Here is a 19,696-nt window from a genome sequence, read left to right on the forward strand (position 1 = left end):
TCTGTAGCACCTGCATCCTATAAGAAGAGTAACGCGATGAAAGCACCTGCACTGCCCGCAGACGAGTCATATCGTCTGGCTCAGTTACGTGCGCTAAACATTCTGCATACCCCGGCAGAAGAGCGTTTTGACCGTCTGACCCGCCTCGCCCGTCGTCTGTTTGGCGTGCCGATTGCGCTGGTAAGCCTGCTGGAAGAGGACCATCAATGGTTCAAATCTATCGCGGGACAATCCGGTGAAACCGCGCCGCGCAACACCTCCTTTTGCGGCCATGCCATCTTACAGGATGATGTGATGGTGGTGGAGAATGCGCTGGAAGACGAACGTTTCCACGACAATCCCTTAGTCACTGGCGAGAACCCAGTACGCTTCTATGCGGGTTGCCCGCTGCGTACCCCTGCCGGTGCCAAAGTCGGCACCCTGTGCATTGTCGACCACCATGCCCGTGCGTTTGATGCCGATGATTGCCACACGCTGCGCGATCTGGCGGCGATGGCGGAAGCTGAGCTGGTGGCTTTCCAGACCGCCACCTCCGACGAGCTGACACAAATCACCAATCGCCGTGGCTTTATGACGCTGGGGCAACTGGCGCTGAACGAATGTCAGTTGAAGCAGTTGCCCGCCAGCCTGACGTTTCTCGACCTCGACCGCTTTAAAGAGATCAATGACACCCTTGGCCATCGTGAAGGCGACCGGGCGTTGATGGATTTTGCCGATGCAATGAAGGTGAGTTTCCGTCATGCGGATCTGTTCGCGCGTCTGGGCGGTGACGAATTTGTGGTGCTGTTTAACGGCCTGCAACAAGCAGATGCCGAGGGAGTGCTGGAGCGCTTTGATCGGTTGCTGCAAAAACAGACGCGCGATCTGAACCGGCGCTATCAGCTACATTTTTCGTCCGGTATCGTCGAGTTTGATCCACACCACCCGTTGTCGCTGGAGCAACTGCTGGAAAGCAGCGACGAACGGATGTATGCCGCGAAAAAACTGCGTAAACAGACGCGATAAATCGCGCCGCTTGTATCTTGAAGTTGTAACTGGTTAGCTACCCGTTACACGAAACGGAGGCAGCTTGTCGCGCCGCTTAAGACTCGATCTTGTGTCGTAGCTTAAAGCCCTCCGTTTCTCCTTTCACGCCAGCATCTACTCTGAACGGTAACCAGAAGCTCTGACTTCGTATGTACAAGGCAAGATGGCGTGATGGTTCATGTGAAAGGGAGCTGTCTTATGATTTATCTCGGTATTGATGTCAGTAAAAACAAACTCGACCTCTGCCTGTTGCCCGGCAACGGGAAAAAGAAAACCAAAACCCTCAAAAATCATCCCGACGCCGACCGGGAGATAAATGACTGGTTAATCAGGCAAAAATGCCATCCTGAACAGGTGATGGTGGTGCTCGAAGCGACCGGCATTTATCACGAAAACGTCGCCTTTGGTCTTCATGAAAATACCCCCGTCACAGTCTGCATCAGCAATCCTCAGCGGGTCAGGGAGTTCGCCCGTGGAATGGCTATCCTGACTAAAAACGACTCCGTTGATGCTTACATCCTGGCCCGTTATGGCGAGCTGAAACAGCCTGATGCCTGGGTGCCCCCCTCCCCGGAGGTCCGTAAACTTCGGGAGCTGGTGCGTCTGCGGGACTCACTTCAGGCTGATGTCCAGCGGGCGGAGAACCGACTGGAAAAGGCCCATTCAACCCGCACAGCGCCTGAAATCATTGACTCGCTGGAGAGAACCCTGAAAGCCCACAGGGACGAGCTGAAGCGTATTGAAGCGCTCATCTCAGACCACACAGATAATCATCCGGGTCTGAAGGAAGACCGTGAGCTGCTGGAATCGATAAAAGGAATAGGCAGCGTGGTGGGCACGACAATGCTGTCGGTGCTGCGCTCGTGTCCGTTCCGGAGTGCTTCACAGGTCGCTGCGTGGCTGGGTGTGGTACCGGTGGAAAAAACGTCCGGTAGCTCAGTCAGGGGGCGTGCACGGATGTCAAAAACAGGCCCGGCAGACGTAAGGGCGAAACTGTATATGGCGGCGATTGTAGCGATCAGGTGGAATGCCCCGGCGAAGGCGCTGTACCAGAGGCTAATCGCGAAGGGCAAAGCCAGCAAGGCTGCGCTTGGAGCGGTGATGCGCAAGCTGGTTCATCAGTGCTTCGGGGTGCTGAAAACGCGGATGAAGTGGGATGAAAATTACGCAGCTACCGCTTGACGTTCAAGACGGTAGCTACGGAATAGGTGAAATCGGTAGCGGCGCGATTCATCGCGCGGTGTTGACCTTACCGCGCCAGGTCGTCAATCAACGTCTGATTAAACTTCTGTGGTTCTTCCATCTGCGGCGCATGCCCCATACCGGGGAATTCAATCAGGCGCGCGCCAGGGATCAGTTTCGCCACCTGTTTACCCAGCACATTGTAATGCCCCAACTGCGCTTTCACCGCGGGCGGTGCGATATCGCTACCGATGGCGGTGGTGTCGGAGGTGCCGATCATCAGGGTGGTCGGCACTTTCAAATCTTTAAATTCGTAGTACACCGGCTGGGTAAAAATCATGTCGTAGATCAGCGCTGAGTTCCAGGCGACCTTTTTATGCCCCGGACCGCTGTTTAACCCGGCCAACATATCCACCCATTTGTCATATTCCGGCTTCCACTGGCCGACGTAATAGGTTTGCTGCTCATACTTTTTGATACCGGCGGCGTTGAGCTTCAACTCGCGTTGATACCACTGATCCACCGAACGCCAGGGCGCGCCTTTGGCTTTCCAGTCTTCCAGACCAATCGGGTTCACCAGTACCAGTTTTTGCGTCTGCTGTGGATACATCAGCGCATAGCGCGTAGCCAGCATGCCGCCGGTCGAGTGGCCGACAATCACCGCCTTATCGACGCCCAGTTGCTGCAATAACTGATGAGTGTTCTGCGCCAGTTGCTGGAAGGTGTATTGATAGTTCGCGGGTTTGCTGGAACTACAGAAACCAATCTGGTCCGGTGCCACCACGCGATAGCCCTGCTGGCTCAGTGCCTTGATGGTGTCTTCCCAGGTCGCACCACAGAAGTTTTTGCCGTGCATCAGCACCACCGTCTGCCCATTGGCATGCTGCGCGGGCTGCACATCCATATACCCCATGCTGAGCGTCTGCTGCTGGGAGGCGAAGTTAAAGTGCTGCAACGGATAAGGGTACTGGAATCCTTCCAGTTGTTCTCCATAGACGTTGGCGGCAAGCGCTGATGCGCTGCTCATCAGCATCAGCGAAGAGATCAATAACTTCACGGGAAAACGTAACGCCATCAGGACATCTCCTGTCAGATCAAAAGATCGAGTGTGGCATGTTACGCGTATCGCTGTATTGATGGGCTGTGCCATCAGTAAATTTCCCTGATGTATGGCAACCAATGTGGCGCAAAAAATCAGGTTATGGGATTTACGTTAACTAATTAGGGTTAAATCAGGATATTCCCTCAACAAATAAACAACATATAACGGTCAAATCTCACGAGTTGCGAGAATAGTCTGATAGCAGAAAAATAAACCTCAACTTCCTGATAAAACTTTACGTAACAAGGCACACGGAAAGATAAGTTAAATTACACTGTGCGCACTGACCTGGAGGTGCTATATGCAAGAGAGAAAATACAATGAAGGTGTCATTCTCGCCGTAACTGAATGGATTGTTGAAAACTTAGATCAGCGTTTGAGCATTGATGATATTGCGCAAAAATCTGGTTATTCAAAATGGTATTTGCAGAAACTTTTCGCCCGTTGCCATAATGAAACTCTGGCACGTTTTATCCGCAAAAAGAAACTGGCCGCCAGCGTTGTCGAGCTGAAAAACAGCGAAGCAACGATTATCAGCCTGGCCGTAAAATACCATTTTGAAAGCCAGCAATCTTTTACCCGTTCATTTAAACAAATGATGGGTTGTACCCCGCTTGCATGTCGTAAAAAACAATTAAGCGGCGAACGGCAACAGCAACTGACAGAATGTGAAGATCCTTGCGTCTTGTGTCGCCTGGAATCTGTCGCCAACAGCAAAAAGATGCCAGAGATTCTGCCACCACCGATACGGTCGAGCCAGTTTCCGGTGCGCCGTATTGACTGTGTAATGCAATGAGACAAAGCGCGATAATCGCGCTTTTTTTATCGAGTCTTTCAGCCAAAAAAAAGCCCCTTTCGGGGCTTTTCACATTATTTGTAGACCTGGGCTACCGCGTCAAAATTATTTCCGTGTTGGCGTGCAGCCTCGACTACATAATATTTCCCGCCTTTCTCATCGGCCATCTCTGACAGACGTTGATGCAGATCCATCGGCGAACTAATGGCACCACCAGTATCGGACACGCTAATATTTCCCAGCGACTCAAGTTTAAAGTGTTCCGCTTCCTGCGCAGAAATATTATTGGCGGCCATAACCGGTACGCTCGCACCAAGCAGCAACGCAGACAGAATATATTTTTTCATCAGCTCGTCCTCTTCAATTGTCGTGGTAATTTTCTATGGCTATTGTCCAATTAATCGCCACCCGACATTGATCTTTTTGAGCACTTATTATTCGTAGCTAAACGATTTATCGCGCCAAACTGTTTAGCCCTGTAATTCCTGACCCGGTAATAATTTTTCCGACATCAAACGGCGGCATTGGGTACGGTCCTGATGGGCTTGCTGTTGCAGTTCAGGCGACAAGCCTTGCCACACCATTTGCAGATGCTCACCGAGACCGCGCTGGAAGTGAATTTTTTGCAGCGCATAGTCTGAATTACTGCCTTCAATAATCTGCTGCATATCCTGCACCGAATTACTGCGCCCATCATGGGTTAAGGTACAAAACATGGCGATGTAATACGCCTTGTCCTCGTCACTGTAATGCGGCGTAAACCACCAGACCAAAGCACTGATGATGATCAGCAACGGCAGGATAAATTTCAGTTTTAACATGGGGAAAATAACCAAATGGAAAAAAACGCCGCGATGTTAACAGATTCGCAGCGTTGCGGTTTAGTGCAGGATGCCACTTAGCCCGTGATAACCCATATAAAGTGCCACCAGCGCGATCAGGGTGCCGGAGAACCAGGGCGCACGGCGTGCCAGCGTATCCAACCCCTGCCAGCGCTGGGTGGCTTTTTGTACGCTTAACGCGGCAGCAGCCCCCACCCCTACCAGCGTCAGTGCCAGGCCAATGCTGAAGCACAGCACCAGCGCAGCGCCAAGACTGAAGGCTTTCACCTGAATGCACAACAACAGTACCGTGATGGCCGCCGGACAGGGGATCAGGCCACCGGTTAAACCAAACAGGATAATCTGCCCGTTGGTCACTTCACGGCTGGCAAAACGCTTTTTGATATCGCTGGCATGGGCACGCTCATGCGCATCCTGAAAACTGCCATCATGCTCGCCAGGTGCGCGCTGAACCTCCCCCTGCTGCCATGCCACATCGTAATCATGGGAATGACCAGCATGACCGAGTGACAGACGCGCATTGAAGGTATGCGGTTGTGGCACCGCCAGTGTCGATTGCAGCACACCGTCCTGTGCGGCGAAGGTAAAGATTTGCGAGAACCCCATTCCGCGCCGGGTCGCGATGCTAACCTGGCTGGCCTGCCATGCCGCACCATCCAGAGTACGCAGTTGCCAGTGGCCCTGATGCAGCGCCAGTTCAATATGGCCGTGCCCGGTATCAATCACCTGCGCATCTGCCCGCTGCTCGTGCTGATGTTGCTTGCGCTGCTGCTCGCTTTGCCAGGTACGCCAAATCATCCAAAGCGCGGTTGCCAGAATGATAATGGCGGAGATCAGTTGGAACCAGGGTTCGGCAGTATCGGCTGTCAGCTTGCGGCTGACATACATGCCACCCAACGCGATCAGCCAGACTATCAGCGTATGCGACAGCGTCGCTGCCAGCCCAAGCATCACTGCCTGTTTAACCGTGCCGCGAATCGCCACGATAAACGCCGCCATCATGGTTTTTGAATGTCCCGGCTCCAGGCCGTGTAATGCCCCCAGCAAAATTGCACTGGGGATAAACAGCCAGGCGCTGGAGGTGCCCTGGCTGATCAGGGCGGCAAAATCAGTCATATTTTCTCTCATTGTCACGGTGCAGAAGATGCAATTGTCTGACACTGCAAATATACTATACCCCACTATAGTATTGATCAACGGATGTCACGCCATGTCTCATACCCTGAAAGACCAAAAGAAATTGCTGGCGCGCGTACGCCGCATCAAAGGCCAGACCGAATCACTGGAAAAAGCGCTGGTGGGTGGGGAAGAGTGTCTGAAGGTGTTGCAGCAGGTTGCAGCGGTGCGGGGGGCGATTAACGGATTAATGAGTGAGTTGCTGGAAGGGCATATTCGCGAGCACCTGATGAACCCACACGCCAGCGAGCAAGAGCGCAACGCCGATATGGAACAGATTATTGCGGTGGTGCGCAGTTATATGAAGTAACGACATCGCGCGATAAATAGGTGTGGATTACGTAGCGGCGCGATTTATCGCGCCTTTTTCCTCAAAATCGCTCAAACCGATACGGCGCGGGGTCGATCAACGGCGTATGACCGGAGACCAGATCGGCCGCCAATTGCCCGGCAGCCGGTGACGTACCGAAACCGTGGCCGGAAAACCCGGTCGCCAGCGTCAGGCCCGGCAGGCTGGCAACCGGGCCGATGACCGGGTTCGAATCGGGCGTCACATCAATCACCCCGGCCCAGGCCTGCGCCAGCTCGGCTTGCTCAAACACCGGCCAGGCCGCACGCAGGTTGCGCATCGCCTCCTGATTGAGCGCCGGGTTAGCCGCCGGATCGAGCGTACGAACACGTTCGAACGGCGAACGTCGATCGCCACGCCAGCGTCGAGCCAGCGCCAGGTCTTTAACAAAATAGCGGCCAAGCGAGATACGCAGATTGTCCCGCGCATGACGCAATTGGGGTAAATAGCGCGTCCCCAGCAGCAGATGGTCGAGGGTCAGCGGCGCATCCAACGCGCCACGCTGAGTAATAACAAATCCACCATCCTGGTGTTTGCGGAACGAGAAATCCGGCGCACCCACGGCGATATGGGTTGGTCCCTCCATCGGTTTGGTGCGCATCACCGAACAGATTAATGGCAGCGTCGGCAGCGCAATACCCTGGTTGCCAAGGAAACGCCGCGACCAGGCTCCCGCCGCCAGCAGCACCTGGTCACAGCGAATTTCGCCACGTTCGGTAATCACCCCGCTAACCTTGCCGTCGCTGGTTTCCAGCGTGCGCACCGCGCACTGCTCAACAATGATCGCCCCGCGCGCGATAGCCGCTTTCGCAATCGCGCTGGCGGCGAGCGTCGGTTCTGCCCGACCATCGGAGGCGGTGAAAATCCCCCCCGCCCAATGGCCCTGCCCTCCCGGCACCCGTTGTGCAATATCCGCTTTGCTCAGCAATTGCGTATCCAGCGCCAGCGGCGCTACCGCCTTAAACCAGCTTTCATGCAGCGCCATCTGGGCTTCATTGCGGGCGATAAACATAATGCCCGCCTGACGATATCCCACATCGCTGCCAACTCGCGCCGCCATGCCCGCCCACAGACGATCGGCGGCCTGCGCCAGTGGAATATCATCGGCAGCTCGGCTGGTTTTACGAATCCAGCCCAGATTACGCGATGACTGCTCGCCCGCGATGCGGCCTTTTTCCAGCACCACCACCGGGATGTTGCGCTCCGCCAGCGTTAGCGCGGCGGTTAAACCGACAATGCCGCCGCCAATAATCACCACCGTGGTGGCGGAGGGGAAAGCGGCAGAGGTGGTAACGGGGGTAATTTGCGGTGACATAACGCGCCTCCTGTGATGCCTTACAGCGCCACGGTGATTTCCTGTACTGCGGCCTGACCGGCCCCACGGTATGCCGTAACCTCCAGCTCCACCTTGTAAACCGTGGAACCCAGCGGCGGGCAAGTCACGGTGGTGGCCGGGTTGATGCCACGAAACTTCTCGCCGATGATGGCCATTACCGTCGGCACATCGTCCGGTTCCTGAATAAACACCCGCGAGAACACCACATCCTTGAGCGAGGCATCAATCGCCGCCAGCGCCGCTTCGATATTGGCAAACACCTGCAAGGTTTGCTCCGTGACATCGGCCGGAATCTCCTTGCTGACCGGGTTGCGGCCTGCGGTGTTGGAGACATAAATCCAGTTATCCACCGCGACAATGCGTGAATAACTGCCCATCTCTTCAAATTTTGAACCGGTTTTTACTTTAATAATCTGCGTCATGCTGGTTTCCTTGGTTAGCTGAGTACCGGGGTTTCCCACAGGTTTAATTTCACGCCGATGCCTTTTGCGATCGCGTTGCGATACACCACCGTGCCCCAGGCAACGTCTTCCACCGGCATACCACCGACGGACATGATGATGATCTCTTCATCGTTTTGGCGGCCAGGTGCATCACCGGCAACGATTTTGCCGATATCTTCCAGTTGCTCCGCCGCCAGCTTGCCCTCGGCGATCATGTCCATAAAACGCACGCCAATAACCGGGATGGTTTTATGGGCGGGTTTCGGCACCTCCTCGAACCACGCCTGATACAGGCCGGTGTTATCCAGCACTTTGCGCACGTCAGGTTGCTCCATCCCGGCGTCGATGTTGCACAGCGCAGGCATGGCAAGAAACGCCCCTGGCTTTACCCACTCGCGTTTGACCAGTGGATAGCTGTCCGGGTCACCCACTTCCCCGGAGCTGCAATAAGTCACGATGTCGGAGTCACGCACCACCGCTTCGAGGGTATCGACGATTTCAATATGTTTGATTTGCGGATACGTCTCCTGTACCCAGGTGAGGAAGTTATCGAGGCTGCGCTGCCCACGCCCCTTCACTTTGATGGTGTCGATCAGCGGGCACACCGCGATAAACGCGGCGACGGCGGTTTTACCCATCACGCCGGGCCCCAGCAGGCCAATTACGCGGGAATCCTTGCGTGCCAGATGGCGCGCGCCCACGCCGGGTACTGCGCCGGTACGATAGGCCGACAACAGGTTCGCTGACATATGTGCCAGCGGTGCGCCGGTATCCGCATCGTTAAGGGTGAACATCAGAATCGAGCGCGGCAGTCCTTTTTCGCGGTTGGCGATATTCGAGCCATACCATTTCACCCCGGCGGTACAGAAGCTGCCGCCGAGATAGGCGGGCATCGCCATTAAACGTCGGTCAGCCGTGGGCTTCGGCATCGTGGGAAAGGGTGAGTTTTCCGGGAAGGTCACCATCGCGCCGTGCGAATCGTTATTGGCCCCGGCCATGCGGTAGTCGCCTTGATACAGCAGGCCAAACATCTCCTCCATGGTATCGACACAGGCGGGCATGTCGGTGACGCCTGCGCGGATCATGTCCTGCTCCGACAGGTAGATAAAATCAATCCGGGTTGAATCTGTCATGGCTAACCCCTCTTCAGTCTTCGTTCGTATTCCCGCCAGCGCAGTGCGTCTGGCGTGCAGGTGGATGCCTTTAGGAATACGTGACTGGATTCGGGCTGTATTGAATATTTGCGACATCCGCGTGGCACAGCGCTTGCATGATCCCGCTATCCCTGTTCAGCCTGTAGCGGAGCGCGCGATGTCTGAGAATTCCCTTTATCGTCATGGCGGCAGCTTTCACCCGGAACAGCCGTTTTTCGTGCTGAATGCCGCGCAACATTACTCCGTGATCGCCTCAGAAAACCCGGCGATTTCACACTTTTACAGCTTTGATGTCGCGCAATCGGCAGGCATGACGCTGGCGATTCCCGATGGCTGCGTCGATATCGTGTTTGATTGCGATCCGCTCAACCCGAAAGGGCGCGTGTGCGGCACCACGCTGGAAGCGCGCGGCGCCGACATGCTGCACAACCATCATTATTTCGGCGTGCGGTTCGCGCCAGGCGTTATCCCCGATTTTCTTGATGTGATGGCAGAGGAGATCCCCGACCATGAATTCAGCTTTCTTGATGTGGTACCTGATGCCCGACTGGCGTTTGAACAAATTGTGCAAAGCCACAGCTTTTCACAGCAAATTTCGTTATTTAACGCCCACTTCACGCCACGGCTGGTGCGCAAAGCCTCATCGGTAACCGCCTTTATCATCCACGCGATGCGCCAGCAAAAGGGCAATATTCGCGTCGATCAACTGGAAGCCCTGACCGGTTATACCTGCCGCACCATTCAGCGGCAGTTCCGCCAGGATACCGGTTTGTCGCCCAAAGCCTTCAGCCGCATTCTGCGCTGCCAGTCGGCGCTAACCAGCATCCATGCACAGGGTAATATTTCCTTTAGCGATCTGGCGTTTAACCTCGGGTTCAGCGACCAGTCCCACTTCCTGCGTGAATTTAAGAAGTTCGTCAGCACCACGCCCTGCGACTATCAACGCCGGATTGCCCACGACGCGTTGTTCCATCGCCTGCGCTATCACTGAGCACTAAAACGGTGCAACTCTGCACCGTTGCTCTGTCCGATTTTTTCTATCCGTCATCGTCATCGCTGAGAAATGATGCAGCGAAGTTACCTGCTTCAGGCGACGCAGATCGCCTGAGAAATTTCACTCTCTCCATAGAGGCGCTGGCGATGAACAACGATACCGGTTTACGCAAAAATACGTTGGGCTTGTTTTCTCTGGTCTTTTTTGTGGTGGCGGCGGCGTCGCCGCTGACTGGCGTGGTCGGTGGCCTGCCGGTGGCGATTATTTCCGGCAATGGCGGTGGCATTCCGGTGTTTTACATCCTGTCGTGCGTCATTTTGATGCTGTTCGCGGTGGGCTTTATCGCCATGAGTCGCCACGTCAATAACGCCGGAGCCTTCTACACCTATATCTCCAAAGGTCTGGGGGAAAACTGGGGCGCATCGGCATCGGTACTGGCGTTAATGGCCTACTTCTCCATCCAAATCGCGATTGTCGCCATGCTCGGCTTCTTTACCCAGCTGTTCCTTGAAGAACATCTCAGCACCCATATTCCCTGGTGGGCGCTGAGTATGTTGTTTGCGGTGATTGCCTGGGTGCTGGGCATCAAACGGGTTGAGGTGGGCGGTAAGTTACTGGGCGTGCTGATGCTGGCCGAGGTCGCGATCGTGCTGCTGACCGATGTGATGCTGCTGGTGAAAAAAGCCGGTCCTTACACCTTCCAGTCGTTTGAGCCGTCCGTGTTTATGCAAGGCAACCTCGGTATCGCCTTTATCTTTACCATCGCCGCCTTTATCGGTTTTGAATCAACGGCGATCTATGCCGAAGAGTGCCGCGATCCACAGAAAACCGTGCCACGCGCCACCATTTGCGCCCTGCTGCTCATCACCGCCTTTTTCTGCTTTACCAGTTGGTCGCTGGTGCAGGCCTATGGCTTCGATGAAATTGTGGCCATCGCCAGCAAAGATCCCGGCAATTTTGTCTTCAACATCACCCGTCAGTATGTCGGCCAGTGGGCGGTGGATACCATGTCGGTGTTATTGATCACCAGCCTGTTCGCCGCCACCCTGGCGTTTCACAACAATATCTCCCGCTATCTGTTTAGCATCAGCCGTGATGGTCTGATCTGGAAAGAGCTGTGCAAAACCCATCCCACCAACGGTACGCCACATAACGCCAGCCATCTGCATAGCGTGATTCTGTTGCTGTTACTGGCGGGGATGGGCAGCGCCGGGCTGGACCCGATGGTGCACATCTTTGCCATCGGTTCGGCGGTCGCTACCCTGTGTATCCTGATTCTGCAATTGGGCGTGTCAGCGGCGGTGGTGCTGTTTTTCCGTCGCGTCGTAACGGATGACAGCCGGTTTCAGGTGTTCTGGGCACCGCTGCTGTCGATTATTTGTATGACCCTCACCATCATTCTGGTGGTGAACAATCTGCAATCCCTGAGCGGCAGCGATTCCAGCGTGGTGAAGATGATCCCGTGGTTTATCGCCGCCTGTGCGCTGGCGGGTTACGGCATGTCATTGAAGCGTGGAATGAAAGTGGCGGTGATAAAAAAATAATCTGCCTTTCTGGTGGCGAATTTCAGCGCCGGATGCTTAACAGCATAGGGTAAGGTGAGGAAATTACTTTTTGGGCGGTTTTCTCACCTTATGAGCGCGGGCACCGGGATTTCAATGAAAATTATGGCAGCACTCAGTTCAACCCTGATGCTGGCATGCGTTAAAGGTCTTGATGGCACCATCCCGGTAGGAGAAGTGATTTTCTTTCGCTCGGTCGTCGCACTTATTCCCCTATTATGCTGGCTTAAGTTGCAAGGTGGCGTGCTCCAGGGCATTCAGACCCACAATGTACGCGGCCATTTTGTGCGTGGACTGGCGGGTTCTACCGCCATGTATCTGAGTTATCTCTCGCTGCTGTATATTTCGCTAACGGATGCCACTGCCCTGAATTATGCCGCGCCGCTGTTTACCGTGTTACTGGCAGCCGCGGTGTTGCGCGAAAACGTACGTTTTCATCGTTGGGTCGCCGTGGTGGCAGGATTTTCCGGCATTCTGGTGATGATGGCAGGACAACTGACGTTTAGCGGTGCGCATTTCAGTTTCGGCGCCACGGCCGGGATTATGCTGGCCTTACTTGCCGCGCTCTGTACGGCTGGCGCATCGGTGCAAATCCGGGCGCTCAATCAAACAGAAAAGCCCGGTGCTATCGCCTTCTGGTTTGCGGTGATGACCGCCTTAACGTCACTGGTGACACTAGTGACAGGCTGGAAAATTCCGCAAGGTAACGCCTGGCTGCTGCTGATCGGCTGTGGCTTATTTGGCGGCATTACCCAGATATTATTGACCCTCAGCCTGCGCTTTGCCGATGCTTCACTGCTTGCCCCCTTCGATTACACCACCCTGCTCTGGTCAGTGTTGATCGGTTTTCTCTTGTCCGGTTCTTTACCCACACAACCGACTTTAATTGGTGCTGGATTAGTGGCTTTAGGTGGCCTCTATTCACTTTGGTGCGAACACAGACAGCGTCGAACGCTGGCAATGGAATAATCACAGCTTTTGCGCTAAACCTGACAGGCTGACAAAATAAAACCTCATTTTGCAATGACATCTGTTTTATTGATCAGGCCTGCATCGGGAGTCTGTCTTGCAACGTTTTTTACCTTCCATTTCGCATGCCCGCGTGGTGCTGCACCTTTGCAGTTTTCTGGTGCTGCTCTACAGCTTTTCCATGCTGCTACCAATGACAGTCGCGCTGTTCCAAAAAGAACGCACTTATTTTGTTTTCCTCACCACCTTTTTAACCTTCTTCACCCTGGGTGGGGGGCTTTGGTGGGTGACAAGACGTGCCGGTATCCAGCTTAGAACGCGTGACGGTTTTGTAGTGATTGTGCTGTTTTGGCTGCTATTTTCTCTTATCAGTTCATTGCCGTTTTGGCTGGACGATTCAGTACATCTTCCTTTCGCCGATGCGCTTTTCGAAGGGGTATCGGGAATCACAACAACGGGCGCGACCGTGATTGGTGATGTCAGTTCCTTACCCACATCGATGATGTATTACCGCGCCCAGCTTAACTTTATTGGCGGTTTAGGGGTTATCGTCGTGGCGGTAGCAGTATTGCCATTACTGGGTATTGGTGGCATGAAGTTATACCAATCGGAAATGCCGGGGCCATTTAAAGAAGAACGGTTAACCCCCCGATTAGCAGATACCTCACGTAGTTTGTGGCTGACTTATATGCTGCTCGGACTTTCTTGCACTCTGGCGTATAAATTAGCTGGAATGTCTTTTTTCGATGCGCTTTGCCATGGTCTGTCGACGGTATCACTGGGCGGATTTTCCACGAAAAGTGAAAGCATTGGTTTCTACCATAACGATGCAGTCGAGATTGTCGCCGGTGTTTTCTCCCTGCTCTCCGCCCTCAATTTTACTTTGTGGTATGTAATGTTCACCCGACGTACCCTCGCTCCCTTCAGGCACAACCCAGAATTACGCTTTTTCCTGTTGATTGCGGCCATCGTTATCCTGATTACCATTGGTCAGTTATGGCATGCAGGGATGTACTCCTTGCCAGAAAGCATGGTGCATGGCTTTTTCCTTGCCAGCTCGATGATGACAGACAATGGGCTGGCCACAGGGGACTACGCACAGTGGCCGTCCCACACCATCATTCTGTTGCTCACCGCCAGTTTTTTTGGCGGCTGTGTTGGATCAACATGCGGAGGGATTAAAGCGCTACGCTTCCTGGTGTTATTTCGCCAAAGCCGCCATGAAGTCCATCAACTGGCTCATCCACGCGCGCTGCTCAGTATCAAAGTTGGCAATAGTGTGGTGAACGATCGCGTTTTACAATCCGTGTGGAGTTTCTTCTTTCTCTATACCTTGTTCTCTGCCCTCTTCATTTGGGCGCTAAACCTTATGGGATATGACCTGATGACGGCTTACGCCACAGTTGCGGCGTGCATCAATAATATGGGTTTAGGCTTTGGTGAAACCGCCTCAACCTTTGGCACACTCAATCCGGTTGCAAAATATCTGATGTGTCTGGCGATGATCATGGGGCGACTGGAGATTTATCCGCTGTTAATTCTTTGTTCCCGTTTTTTTTGGCGGGCGTGAGTTCATCCTGCCACCTTCTCACCCACAGGGGCGCAGATTCAGAATCATCCCAATCAACCGCCTCGCTCTTGTTAATTTATTGACATAAATGTGTGTTAAAACTTACTAATGTATCAGCGCATTAAATCGTCAATGCGCTGAGATTTTTTAGTGCCAGAAACTTCAAGGTAAAGCTGACCTTTTGCGCGGTGGCAACGGGTTGCCGCCTGAATTTATCTCTCGATTTTCAGGAGTGTACGCAGCCACCCTCTGGTGCTGCGTGGTATCACTTTTTTTTTGCGTGCTTATAAGCATCGGTGGTGATAGTCACCACTGGCCACTAATTCATTAGTATTTTTGTATCTCCATACGGGTAAGTACTTCTATCTTTCCCTTAAAACACAATCAGGAAACAAAACATGGCTATTGATATTTACTTGAAGGTTGACGGAACAACAGGTGAGTCGCAGGACAGCAATCACAAAGGATGGACCGATGTACTCTCCTTTACCTGGGGGGCTGCACAGCCGGGAAATATGTCAGTTGGCGGCGGCGGCGGTGCTGGCAAAGTGGCTTACCGTGATCTGAATATCAAGGCGTTGATTGATAAATCCACCCCGGCGATTTTGAAGTTCTGCTCCAGCGGTAAGCATGTCGACAAAGTCGAGCTGTCAGTTTGTAAAGCCGGTGGCAACCAAGTGGAGTATTCGAAAATCACCCTGGAAGATGTACTGGTTACGCAAACCGATTTCAACGGCGTGGGTCAGAGCGACACCATCGTGGTGGATTACGCCTTCCAGGCGGCCAAAGTCTCCATGAGCTATTGGGAACAGGGCGAGAGTGGTACCAAAGGTGCCGAAAGCAAAGTGAGCTGGGACATTAAGCAAAACAAAGAAAGCTAAACACGCATGACACCCTGATATCACGACAAGGCGATGGTAAACACAATGGCGATAGATATTTTTTTAAAAGTGGATGGCATCAATGGTGAATCGCAAAATGCGAATCACAAGAACTGGATCGATGTGTATTCATTTAGCTGGGGTGCAAAGCAACCCGGTAATATGGCGGTGGGTGGTGGTGGTGGCGCAGGTAAAGTGAATTATCGTGACCTTACTGTTCAGGCGCTGGTTGATAAAGGTACCCCGGCGTTACTGAAATATTGCTCCAGCGGCAAACATATTGCCAAAGTTCAACTGTCAGTCTGCAAAGCCGGTGGTCAGGAAGTCGAATATACCCTTATTACGCTGGAAGATGTGTTGGTAACACAAACCGATTATATCGGCGTAGCGCATGGGTCAACCCTGGGTATGGAATACGCATTTCAGGCCAGTAAGGTGGCGATGGAATATTGGGAACAGACTTCGCAGGGGAATAAAGGCGCGTCAGTGCAGATGGGTTGGGATATCAAACAAAACAAAGAAGTCTAACCACGCTCGGGGGCGTTATGGCATTTCCGAAATCACATGAAATATTAGCACTGACATCACAACCCGAATTAAATAATCGTGTGTCAGCAAACTATCTGACCACTGAAATTCTGGACGAAGCTTTGATTCTCGTCCGTTCGTTATCCACGGATGAAGTCTTCAGACTGGCTAAATCGGAAACCAGTCAGATTGCTTATACCCTGAAAGATTACAAAGACGAGAATAACCGCCGCCTGGCTTCCGGCGATGTCGAGTCAGGGCAGTTGCCACTGGGGAGGATTAACCATCTGGATAACCGGGTCGCCGGTGTGCGCGTCCAGCATGTGGATAATGCCGCCAAAAGTGCGTTGGGGGGAACCGCGATATTTCTTGGTGCCGGGCTATGGGCGGGATTAGGTTCCAGTGTGGGCAGCATCATTGGCAGGAATGCCGTACAGTTCGGCGTCACCGCCGCCTCCGCGTGGGGAACACGTTTTGTGACCCAGAAAGTCGTGGCGGTGAATCAGATGGCGTCACATATCAAAAATCTCGCCGATATGTTCAATACCACCCACAATGCATTTTCTGAATTCCGCAATGATGTCTATGTCAAACGCGTACAGTACAAACCTGATGAAGACAGCCCTCCCCTGACTTTTGAACAAAATGTCACCGGTAAAAATGCACTTCCGGGCGATCAGGCCGCGGCAATTCAGCAGATACTGACCCGATTTATCAGCTCAGCCTATCAGCGCGTTGATATTGTTGGCCGACCTGCCGAGTTTATGAAGGTCTATTTTGAAGGCGGGGCCCCGCTGGATATTTCACGTATTCAGTATGATTACCTGATCAATCTCAAGTTGCCGTAATCAGGATGACAACGCCTGCGCGCACGCCCAGGCGGAACTCCACGCCCACTGGAAGTTATAGCCACCCAGCCAGCCGGTCACATCCACTACTTCGCCGATAAAATACAATCCGGGCACATCGCGTGCTTCCATGGTTTTTGACGATAACAGGGTGGTATCCACGCCGCCCAGCGTCACTTCAGCCGTGCGGTAGCCTTCGGTGCCGTTTGGCTGTACCCGCCACTGATGCAGGGTTTGCACCAGTTCGCCCTGCTGCTTGCTGTTAAGCTGCTTCAGGGTGACGTCAGGGATCTGGTTCAGCGTCTGCAACACTTCCACCAGGCGCTTCGGCAAAATTTTCGCCAGGCTGTTTTTCAGGCTGAGGTTCGGATGGGCGTCGCGCTGGATATTAATAAACCCATCCAGCGGCGTTGCCGGAGATAAATCCACCGTCACGAACTCGCCGGGCTGCCAGTAGCTGGAGATTTGCAACACCGCCGGGCCAGATAAACCGCGATGGGTGAACAGCAAAGCCTCTTTAAATAAGGTGCCATCCTGCGCAGTGATGGTAGTGGGTAAAGCCACGCCGGATAAGGTGTTCAATTGCTCCAGCAGCGGTTTATGCAGAGTAAAAGGCACCAGCGCAGCGCGCGTCGGGAACACCTGCAAACCAAACTGCTCCGCCACTTTATAACCGAACGGTGAAGCACCCAGCCCCGGCATCGATAAACCACCGCTGGCGATCACCAACTTCTCTGCCTGCACCGTCATGCCGTTCAGTTGCAGGGTGTAGCCTGCGTCGTCACGCTGCACGCTCAGCACTTCGCTGCGCAACCGGAGCGTCACCTGTCCGGCTTCACACTCGGCCAGCAGCATATCCACGATTTGCTGCGCCGAATCATCGCAGAACAACTGGCCCAGCGTTTTTTCGTGATACGCGATGCCGTGACGATTGACCAGATCGATAAAGTCCCACTGGGTATAGCGCGCCAGCGCAGATTTACAAAAGTGCGGGTTATGGGAGAGGTAGGCCGCAGGCTCGGTGTACATATTGGTGAAGTTGCAGCGCCCGCCGCCCGACATCAGAATTTTGCGGCCCGCTTTTTTGCCGTTATCAAGCAGCAGCACACGCAGGCCACGCTGTCCGGCCTGTGCAGCACAGAACATGCCCGCAGCACCCGCGCCAACAATGATAACGTCAAATTTTTCCACTGCTTTTTCTCACTTCACCCGAAAGGCGCTGATTGTAGTGATCTGTCCTCTTTGACGCCAGTGTCAAAAAAATGCCGTAAATATGTCATATTGTAAATGACTCATATTTCGGCATTTTTCCCTTGTTTAGGCGTGTGACTGGCAACATTAAGACAAAAAAAGACTATATTTCCCTTTCCCATACAGCACGTTGTCGCGGATAATGCGCCGCGTTCATGTCCTCCAAAATGGCGTAACGTTTATGCTACATCTGTTTGCTGGTCTTGACCTGAGTACCGGCCTGTTATTGGTTCTTGCCCTGCTGTTTGTATTGTTTTACGAAGCAATCAACGGTTTCCACGACACAGCCAACGCGGTCGCGACAGTTATCTACACCCGTGCGATGCGGGCGCAGCTGGCGGTTGTGATGGCAGGTGTTTTCAACTTTTTCGGTGTTTTGCTGGGCGGTTTGAGCGTGGCCTATGCCATTGTTCATATGCTCCCCACCGATCTGCTATTAAATGTTGGTTCAGCTCACGGCCTGGCTATGGTGTTCTCCATGCTGCTGGCTGCGATTATCTGGAACCTCGGCACCTGGTATCTTGGCCTGCCGGCGTCCAGCTCCCATACCCTGATTGGTGCCATTATTGGTATCGGTCTGACCAATGCTCTGATGACCGGAACGTCGGTGGTTGATGCGCTCAACCTGCCAAAAGTTCTGAATATCTTCCTTTCCCTGATCCTGTCGCCGATTGTCGGTCTGGTGATTGCCGGTAGCCTGATTTTCCTGCTGCGCCGCTACTGGAGCAGCACCAAGAAACGCTCGCGTATTCATATGACGCCAGCCGATCGCGAGAAAATCGACGGCAAGAAAAAGCCGCCATTCTGGACGCGTATCGCCCTGATTGTTTCCGCCATTGGCGTAAGCTATTCACACGGTGCGAACGATGGTCAGAAAGGCATTGGCCTGATCATGTTGGTGCTGATTGGTGTCGCGCCTGCGGGTTTCGTGGTCAACATGAATGCCTCCGGTTATGACATCACCCGTACCCGTGATGCCGTCAACCATCTGGAGCAGTACTACCAGCAGCACAGCGAAACCCTGACGCACATCGTGCAGATGGTGCCGCCTGCGGTGCCTGCGCCAGAAGAGTCCATCAATGGCCCGCATGAATTCCACTGCGATAGCGCCCGTGCGCTGCCAGCGATTCAGCGAGCTCAGGGCTTACTGAACAATCTGCAAAGCTACAGTGACCTGACACCAGACCAGCGCAGCCAGATGCGTCGTCTGCTGCTGTGTATCTCCGATACCGCCGATAAAGCGGCGAAGCTGCCGGAAACCAGCGCTGACGACCAGCGTTTCCTGAACAAGCTTAAAAGCGATCTGTTGGGAACCGTTGAGTATGCGCCGGTGTGGATCATCATGGCCGTAGCCCTGGCGCTTGGCGTCGGCACCATGATTGGCTGGCGTCGTGTGGCGACCACTATCGGTGAGAAGATTGGTAAGAAAGGCATGACCTACGCGCAGGGTATGTCAGCGCAGGTGACGGCAGCGGTGTCAATTGGCATTGCCAGCTACACCGGGATGCCGGTTTCCACCACGCACATTCTGTCGTCGTCAGTCGCCGGGACCATGTTGGTTGATGGTGGCGGTTTGCAAAGCCGTACCATCAAGAATATCGCGATGGCGTGGGTGTTTACCCTGCCGGTGTGTATTCTGTTGTCCGGTTCCTTGTATTGGATTGCGCTGAAGCTGGTGTAATCACCG

The 19,696-nt window shown here is 53.7% G+C and carries 20 protein-coding genes; 12 read left to right on the forward strand and 8 right to left on the reverse strand.

Going from position 1 to position 19,696, the window contains the following annotated elements; genetic code table 11:
- The first annotated feature begins 36 nt into the window (after positions 1 to 36).
- On the forward strand, positions 37 to 1,005 hold the full coding sequence (locus AC6I8R_RS19295) for a GGDEF domain-containing protein (protein ID WP_415173644.1): 969 nt from the start codon (positions 37 to 39) through the stop codon (positions 1,003 to 1,005).
- Between the two features lie 219 nt (positions 1,006 to 1,224).
- Positions 1,225 to 2,208, forward strand: coding sequence for an IS110 family RNA-guided transposase (locus AC6I8R_RS19300; protein WP_497831835.1), 984 nt, complete (start codon positions 1,225 to 1,227; stop codon positions 2,206 to 2,208).
- Between the two features lie 67 nt (positions 2,209 to 2,275).
- On the opposite strand, the gene AC6I8R_RS19305 is transcribed toward AC6I8R_RS19300, so the two are convergent.
- Complete coding sequence (locus tag AC6I8R_RS19305) at positions 2,276 to 3,283, reverse strand: alpha/beta fold hydrolase (RefSeq protein ID WP_208724338.1); 1,008 nt, start codon at positions 3,281 to 3,283, stop codon at positions 2,276 to 2,278.
- Positions 3,284 to 3,611: 328 nt separating this feature from the next.
- On the opposite strand from AC6I8R_RS19305, the gene AC6I8R_RS19310 reads away from it, so the two are divergent.
- On the forward strand, positions 3,612 to 4,106 hold the full coding sequence (locus AC6I8R_RS19310; protein WP_497832700.1) for a helix-turn-helix domain-containing protein: 495 nt from the start codon (positions 3,612 to 3,614) through the stop codon (positions 4,104 to 4,106).
- Positions 4,107 to 4,180: 74 nt separating this feature from the next.
- Here the strand turns inward: AC6I8R_RS19310 and AC6I8R_RS19315 are convergent, their stop codons facing one another.
- The 3 genes from AC6I8R_RS19315 to AC6I8R_RS19325 form a co-directional block, all read right to left on the reverse strand.
- Positions 4,181 to 4,453: a YdgH/BhsA/McbA family protein gene (locus AC6I8R_RS19315; protein ID WP_021184897.1), complete on the reverse strand. Its 273-nt coding sequence runs from the start codon at positions 4,451 to 4,453 to the stop codon at positions 4,181 to 4,183.
- A 123-nt stretch (positions 4,454 to 4,576) separates the two neighbouring features.
- The gene (locus AC6I8R_RS19320; RefSeq protein WP_021184898.1) at positions 4,577 to 4,927 is read right to left on the reverse strand and encodes a hypothetical protein; all 351 of its coding nucleotides are present in this window, start codon (positions 4,925 to 4,927) and stop codon (positions 4,577 to 4,579) included.
- Between the two features lie 60 nt (positions 4,928 to 4,987).
- Positions 4,988 to 6,064: a nickel/cobalt efflux transporter gene (locus tag AC6I8R_RS19325; RefSeq protein WP_497832701.1), complete on the reverse strand. Its 1,077-nt coding sequence runs from the start codon at positions 6,062 to 6,064 to the stop codon at positions 4,988 to 4,990.
- A 94-nt stretch (positions 6,065 to 6,158) separates the two neighbouring features.
- Here AC6I8R_RS19325 and AC6I8R_RS19330 point away from each other — a divergent pair, with 94 nt between their 5' ends.
- Positions 6,159 to 6,434 (forward strand): metal/formaldehyde-sensitive transcriptional repressor, encoded by a 276-nt coding sequence (locus tag AC6I8R_RS19330; RefSeq protein WP_208724341.1) that lies wholly within the window; start codon positions 6,159 to 6,161, stop codon positions 6,432 to 6,434.
- Between the two features lie 61 nt (positions 6,435 to 6,495).
- Here the strand turns inward: AC6I8R_RS19330 and AC6I8R_RS19335 are convergent, their stop codons facing one another.
- Genes AC6I8R_RS19335 through AC6I8R_RS19345 form a run of 3 tightly spaced genes read right to left on the reverse strand, consistent with a single transcriptional unit; the run spans position 6,496 to position 9,385 of the window.
- Positions 6,496 to 7,788 carry an NAD(P)/FAD-dependent oxidoreductase gene (locus AC6I8R_RS19335; RefSeq protein WP_497832702.1) on the reverse strand — a complete coding sequence of 431 codons (1,293 nt, stop codon included), beginning with the start codon at positions 7,786 to 7,788 and terminating at the stop codon, positions 6,496 to 6,498.
- Positions 7,789 to 7,808: 20 nt separating this feature from the next.
- Entirely contained in the window at positions 7,809 to 8,231 is a 423-nt protein-coding gene (locus tag AC6I8R_RS19340; RefSeq protein WP_021184902.1) for a RidA family protein, read from the reverse strand.
- Between the two features lie 14 nt (positions 8,232 to 8,245).
- A complete protein-coding gene (locus AC6I8R_RS19345) occupies positions 8,246 to 9,385 on the reverse strand; it encodes an ornithine cyclodeaminase family protein (protein ID WP_415173639.1) in 1,140 nt (379 codons plus the stop codon).
- Between the two features lie 178 nt (positions 9,386 to 9,563).
- On the opposite strand from AC6I8R_RS19345, the gene AC6I8R_RS19350 reads away from it, so the two are divergent.
- From AC6I8R_RS19350 to AC6I8R_RS19380, 7 genes are all read left to right on the forward strand, one after another.
- The gene (locus tag AC6I8R_RS19350) at positions 9,564 to 10,397 is read left to right on the forward strand and encodes a helix-turn-helix domain-containing protein (protein ID WP_415173638.1); all 834 of its coding nucleotides are present in this window, start codon (positions 9,564 to 9,566) and stop codon (positions 10,395 to 10,397) included.
- A 149-nt stretch (positions 10,398 to 10,546) separates the two neighbouring features.
- Positions 10,547 to 11,944, forward strand: coding sequence for an APC family permease (locus tag AC6I8R_RS19355; protein WP_036626733.1), 1,398 nt, complete (start codon positions 10,547 to 10,549; stop codon positions 11,942 to 11,944).
- 90 nt (positions 11,945 to 12,034) lie between these two features.
- Entirely contained in the window at positions 12,035 to 12,931 is an 897-nt protein-coding gene (locus tag AC6I8R_RS19360) for a DMT family transporter (RefSeq protein WP_415173636.1), read from the forward strand.
- Positions 12,932 to 13,028: 97 nt separating this feature from the next.
- The gene (locus AC6I8R_RS19365; RefSeq protein WP_415173635.1) at positions 13,029 to 14,501 is read left to right on the forward strand and encodes a TrkH family potassium uptake protein; all 1,473 of its coding nucleotides are present in this window, start codon (positions 13,029 to 13,031) and stop codon (positions 14,499 to 14,501) included.
- A 398-nt stretch (positions 14,502 to 14,899) separates the two neighbouring features.
- On the forward strand, positions 14,900 to 15,382 hold the full coding sequence (locus AC6I8R_RS19370) for an Hcp family type VI secretion system effector (RefSeq protein WP_021184906.1): 483 nt from the start codon (positions 14,900 to 14,902) through the stop codon (positions 15,380 to 15,382).
- Positions 15,383 to 15,427: 45 nt separating this feature from the next.
- Positions 15,428 to 15,910 (forward strand): Hcp family type VI secretion system effector, encoded by a 483-nt coding sequence (locus tag AC6I8R_RS19375; protein ID WP_021184907.1) that lies wholly within the window; start codon positions 15,428 to 15,430, stop codon positions 15,908 to 15,910.
- A gap of 17 nt (positions 15,911 to 15,927) precedes the next feature.
- The gene (locus AC6I8R_RS19380) at positions 15,928 to 16,758 is read left to right on the forward strand and encodes a hypothetical protein (protein WP_021184908.1); all 831 of its coding nucleotides are present in this window, start codon (positions 15,928 to 15,930) and stop codon (positions 16,756 to 16,758) included.
- Here the strand turns inward: AC6I8R_RS19380 and AC6I8R_RS19385 are convergent, their stop codons facing one another.
- Positions 16,759 to 17,949, reverse strand: a complete 1,191-nt coding sequence (locus AC6I8R_RS19385) for a BaiN/RdsA family NAD(P)/FAD-dependent oxidoreductase (RefSeq protein WP_497832703.1) — start codon at positions 17,947 to 17,949, stop codon at positions 16,759 to 16,761.
- A gap of 241 nt (positions 17,950 to 18,190) precedes the next feature.
- Between AC6I8R_RS19385 and pitA the strand changes: the two genes are divergently transcribed.
- Positions 18,191 to 19,690, forward strand: coding sequence for an inorganic phosphate transporter PitA (pitA, locus tag AC6I8R_RS19390; protein WP_021184910.1), 1,500 nt, complete (start codon positions 18,191 to 18,193; stop codon positions 19,688 to 19,690).
- The last annotated feature ends 6 nt before the right edge of the window (positions 19,691 to 19,696 follow it).

It is taken from the genome of Pantoea sp. X-Soil-OKNW-713 (assembly GCF_059730685.1).

Excerpts from the sequence above, each read along its gene's own strand:
- AC6I8R_RS19320 (WP_021184898.1), bottom strand. The coding sequence starts at position 4,927 with ATGTTAAAACTGAAATTTATCCTGCCGTTGCTGATCATCATCAGTGCT.
- AC6I8R_RS19380 (WP_021184908.1), top strand. The coding sequence starts at position 15,928 with ATGGCATTTCCGAAATCACATGAAATATTAGCACTGACATCACAACCC.
- AC6I8R_RS19330 (WP_208724341.1), top strand. The coding sequence starts at position 6,159 with ATGTCTCATACCCTGAAAGACCAAAAGAAATTGCTGGCGCGCGTACGC.
- AC6I8R_RS19370 (WP_021184906.1), top strand. The coding sequence starts at position 14,900 with ATGGCTATTGATATTTACTTGAAGGTTGACGGAACAACAGGTGAGTCG.
- AC6I8R_RS19375 (WP_021184907.1), top strand. The coding sequence starts at position 15,428 with ATGGCGATAGATATTTTTTTAAAAGTGGATGGCATCAATGGTGAATCG.
- AC6I8R_RS19310 (WP_497832700.1), top strand. The coding sequence starts at position 3,612 with ATGCAAGAGAGAAAATACAATGAAGGTGTCATTCTCGCCGTAACTGAA.
- AC6I8R_RS19305 (WP_208724338.1), bottom strand. The coding sequence starts at position 3,283 with ATGGCGTTACGTTTTCCCGTGAAGTTATTGATCTCTTCGCTGATGCTG.
- AC6I8R_RS19315 (WP_021184897.1), bottom strand. The coding sequence starts at position 4,453 with ATGAAAAAATATATTCTGTCTGCGTTGCTGCTTGGTGCGAGCGTACCG.
- pitA (WP_021184910.1), top strand. The coding sequence starts at position 18,191 with ATGCTACATCTGTTTGCTGGTCTTGACCTGAGTACCGGCCTGTTATTG.
- AC6I8R_RS19335 (WP_497832702.1), bottom strand. The coding sequence starts at position 7,788 with ATGTCACCGCAAATTACCCCCGTTACCACCTCTGCCGCTTTCCCCTCC.
- AC6I8R_RS19325 (WP_497832701.1), bottom strand. The coding sequence starts at position 6,064 with ATGACTGATTTTGCCGCCCTGATCAGCCAGGGCACCTCCAGCGCCTGG.
- AC6I8R_RS19350 (WP_415173638.1), top strand. The coding sequence starts at position 9,564 with ATGTCTGAGAATTCCCTTTATCGTCATGGCGGCAGCTTTCACCCGGAA.
- AC6I8R_RS19360 (WP_415173636.1), top strand. The coding sequence starts at position 12,035 with ATGAGCGCGGGCACCGGGATTTCAATGAAAATTATGGCAGCACTCAGT.
- AC6I8R_RS19340 (WP_021184902.1), bottom strand. The coding sequence starts at position 8,231 with ATGACGCAGATTATTAAAGTAAAAACCGGTTCAAAATTTGAAGAGATG.
- AC6I8R_RS19345 (WP_415173639.1), bottom strand. The coding sequence starts at position 9,385 with ATGACAGATTCAACCCGGATTGATTTTATCTACCTGTCGGAGCAGGAC.
- AC6I8R_RS19300 (WP_497831835.1), top strand. The coding sequence starts at position 1,225 with ATGATTTATCTCGGTATTGATGTCAGTAAAAACAAACTCGACCTCTGC.
- AC6I8R_RS19295 (WP_415173644.1), top strand. The coding sequence starts at position 37 with ATGAAAGCACCTGCACTGCCCGCAGACGAGTCATATCGTCTGGCTCAG.
- AC6I8R_RS19355 (WP_036626733.1), top strand. The coding sequence starts at position 10,547 with ATGAACAACGATACCGGTTTACGCAAAAATACGTTGGGCTTGTTTTCT.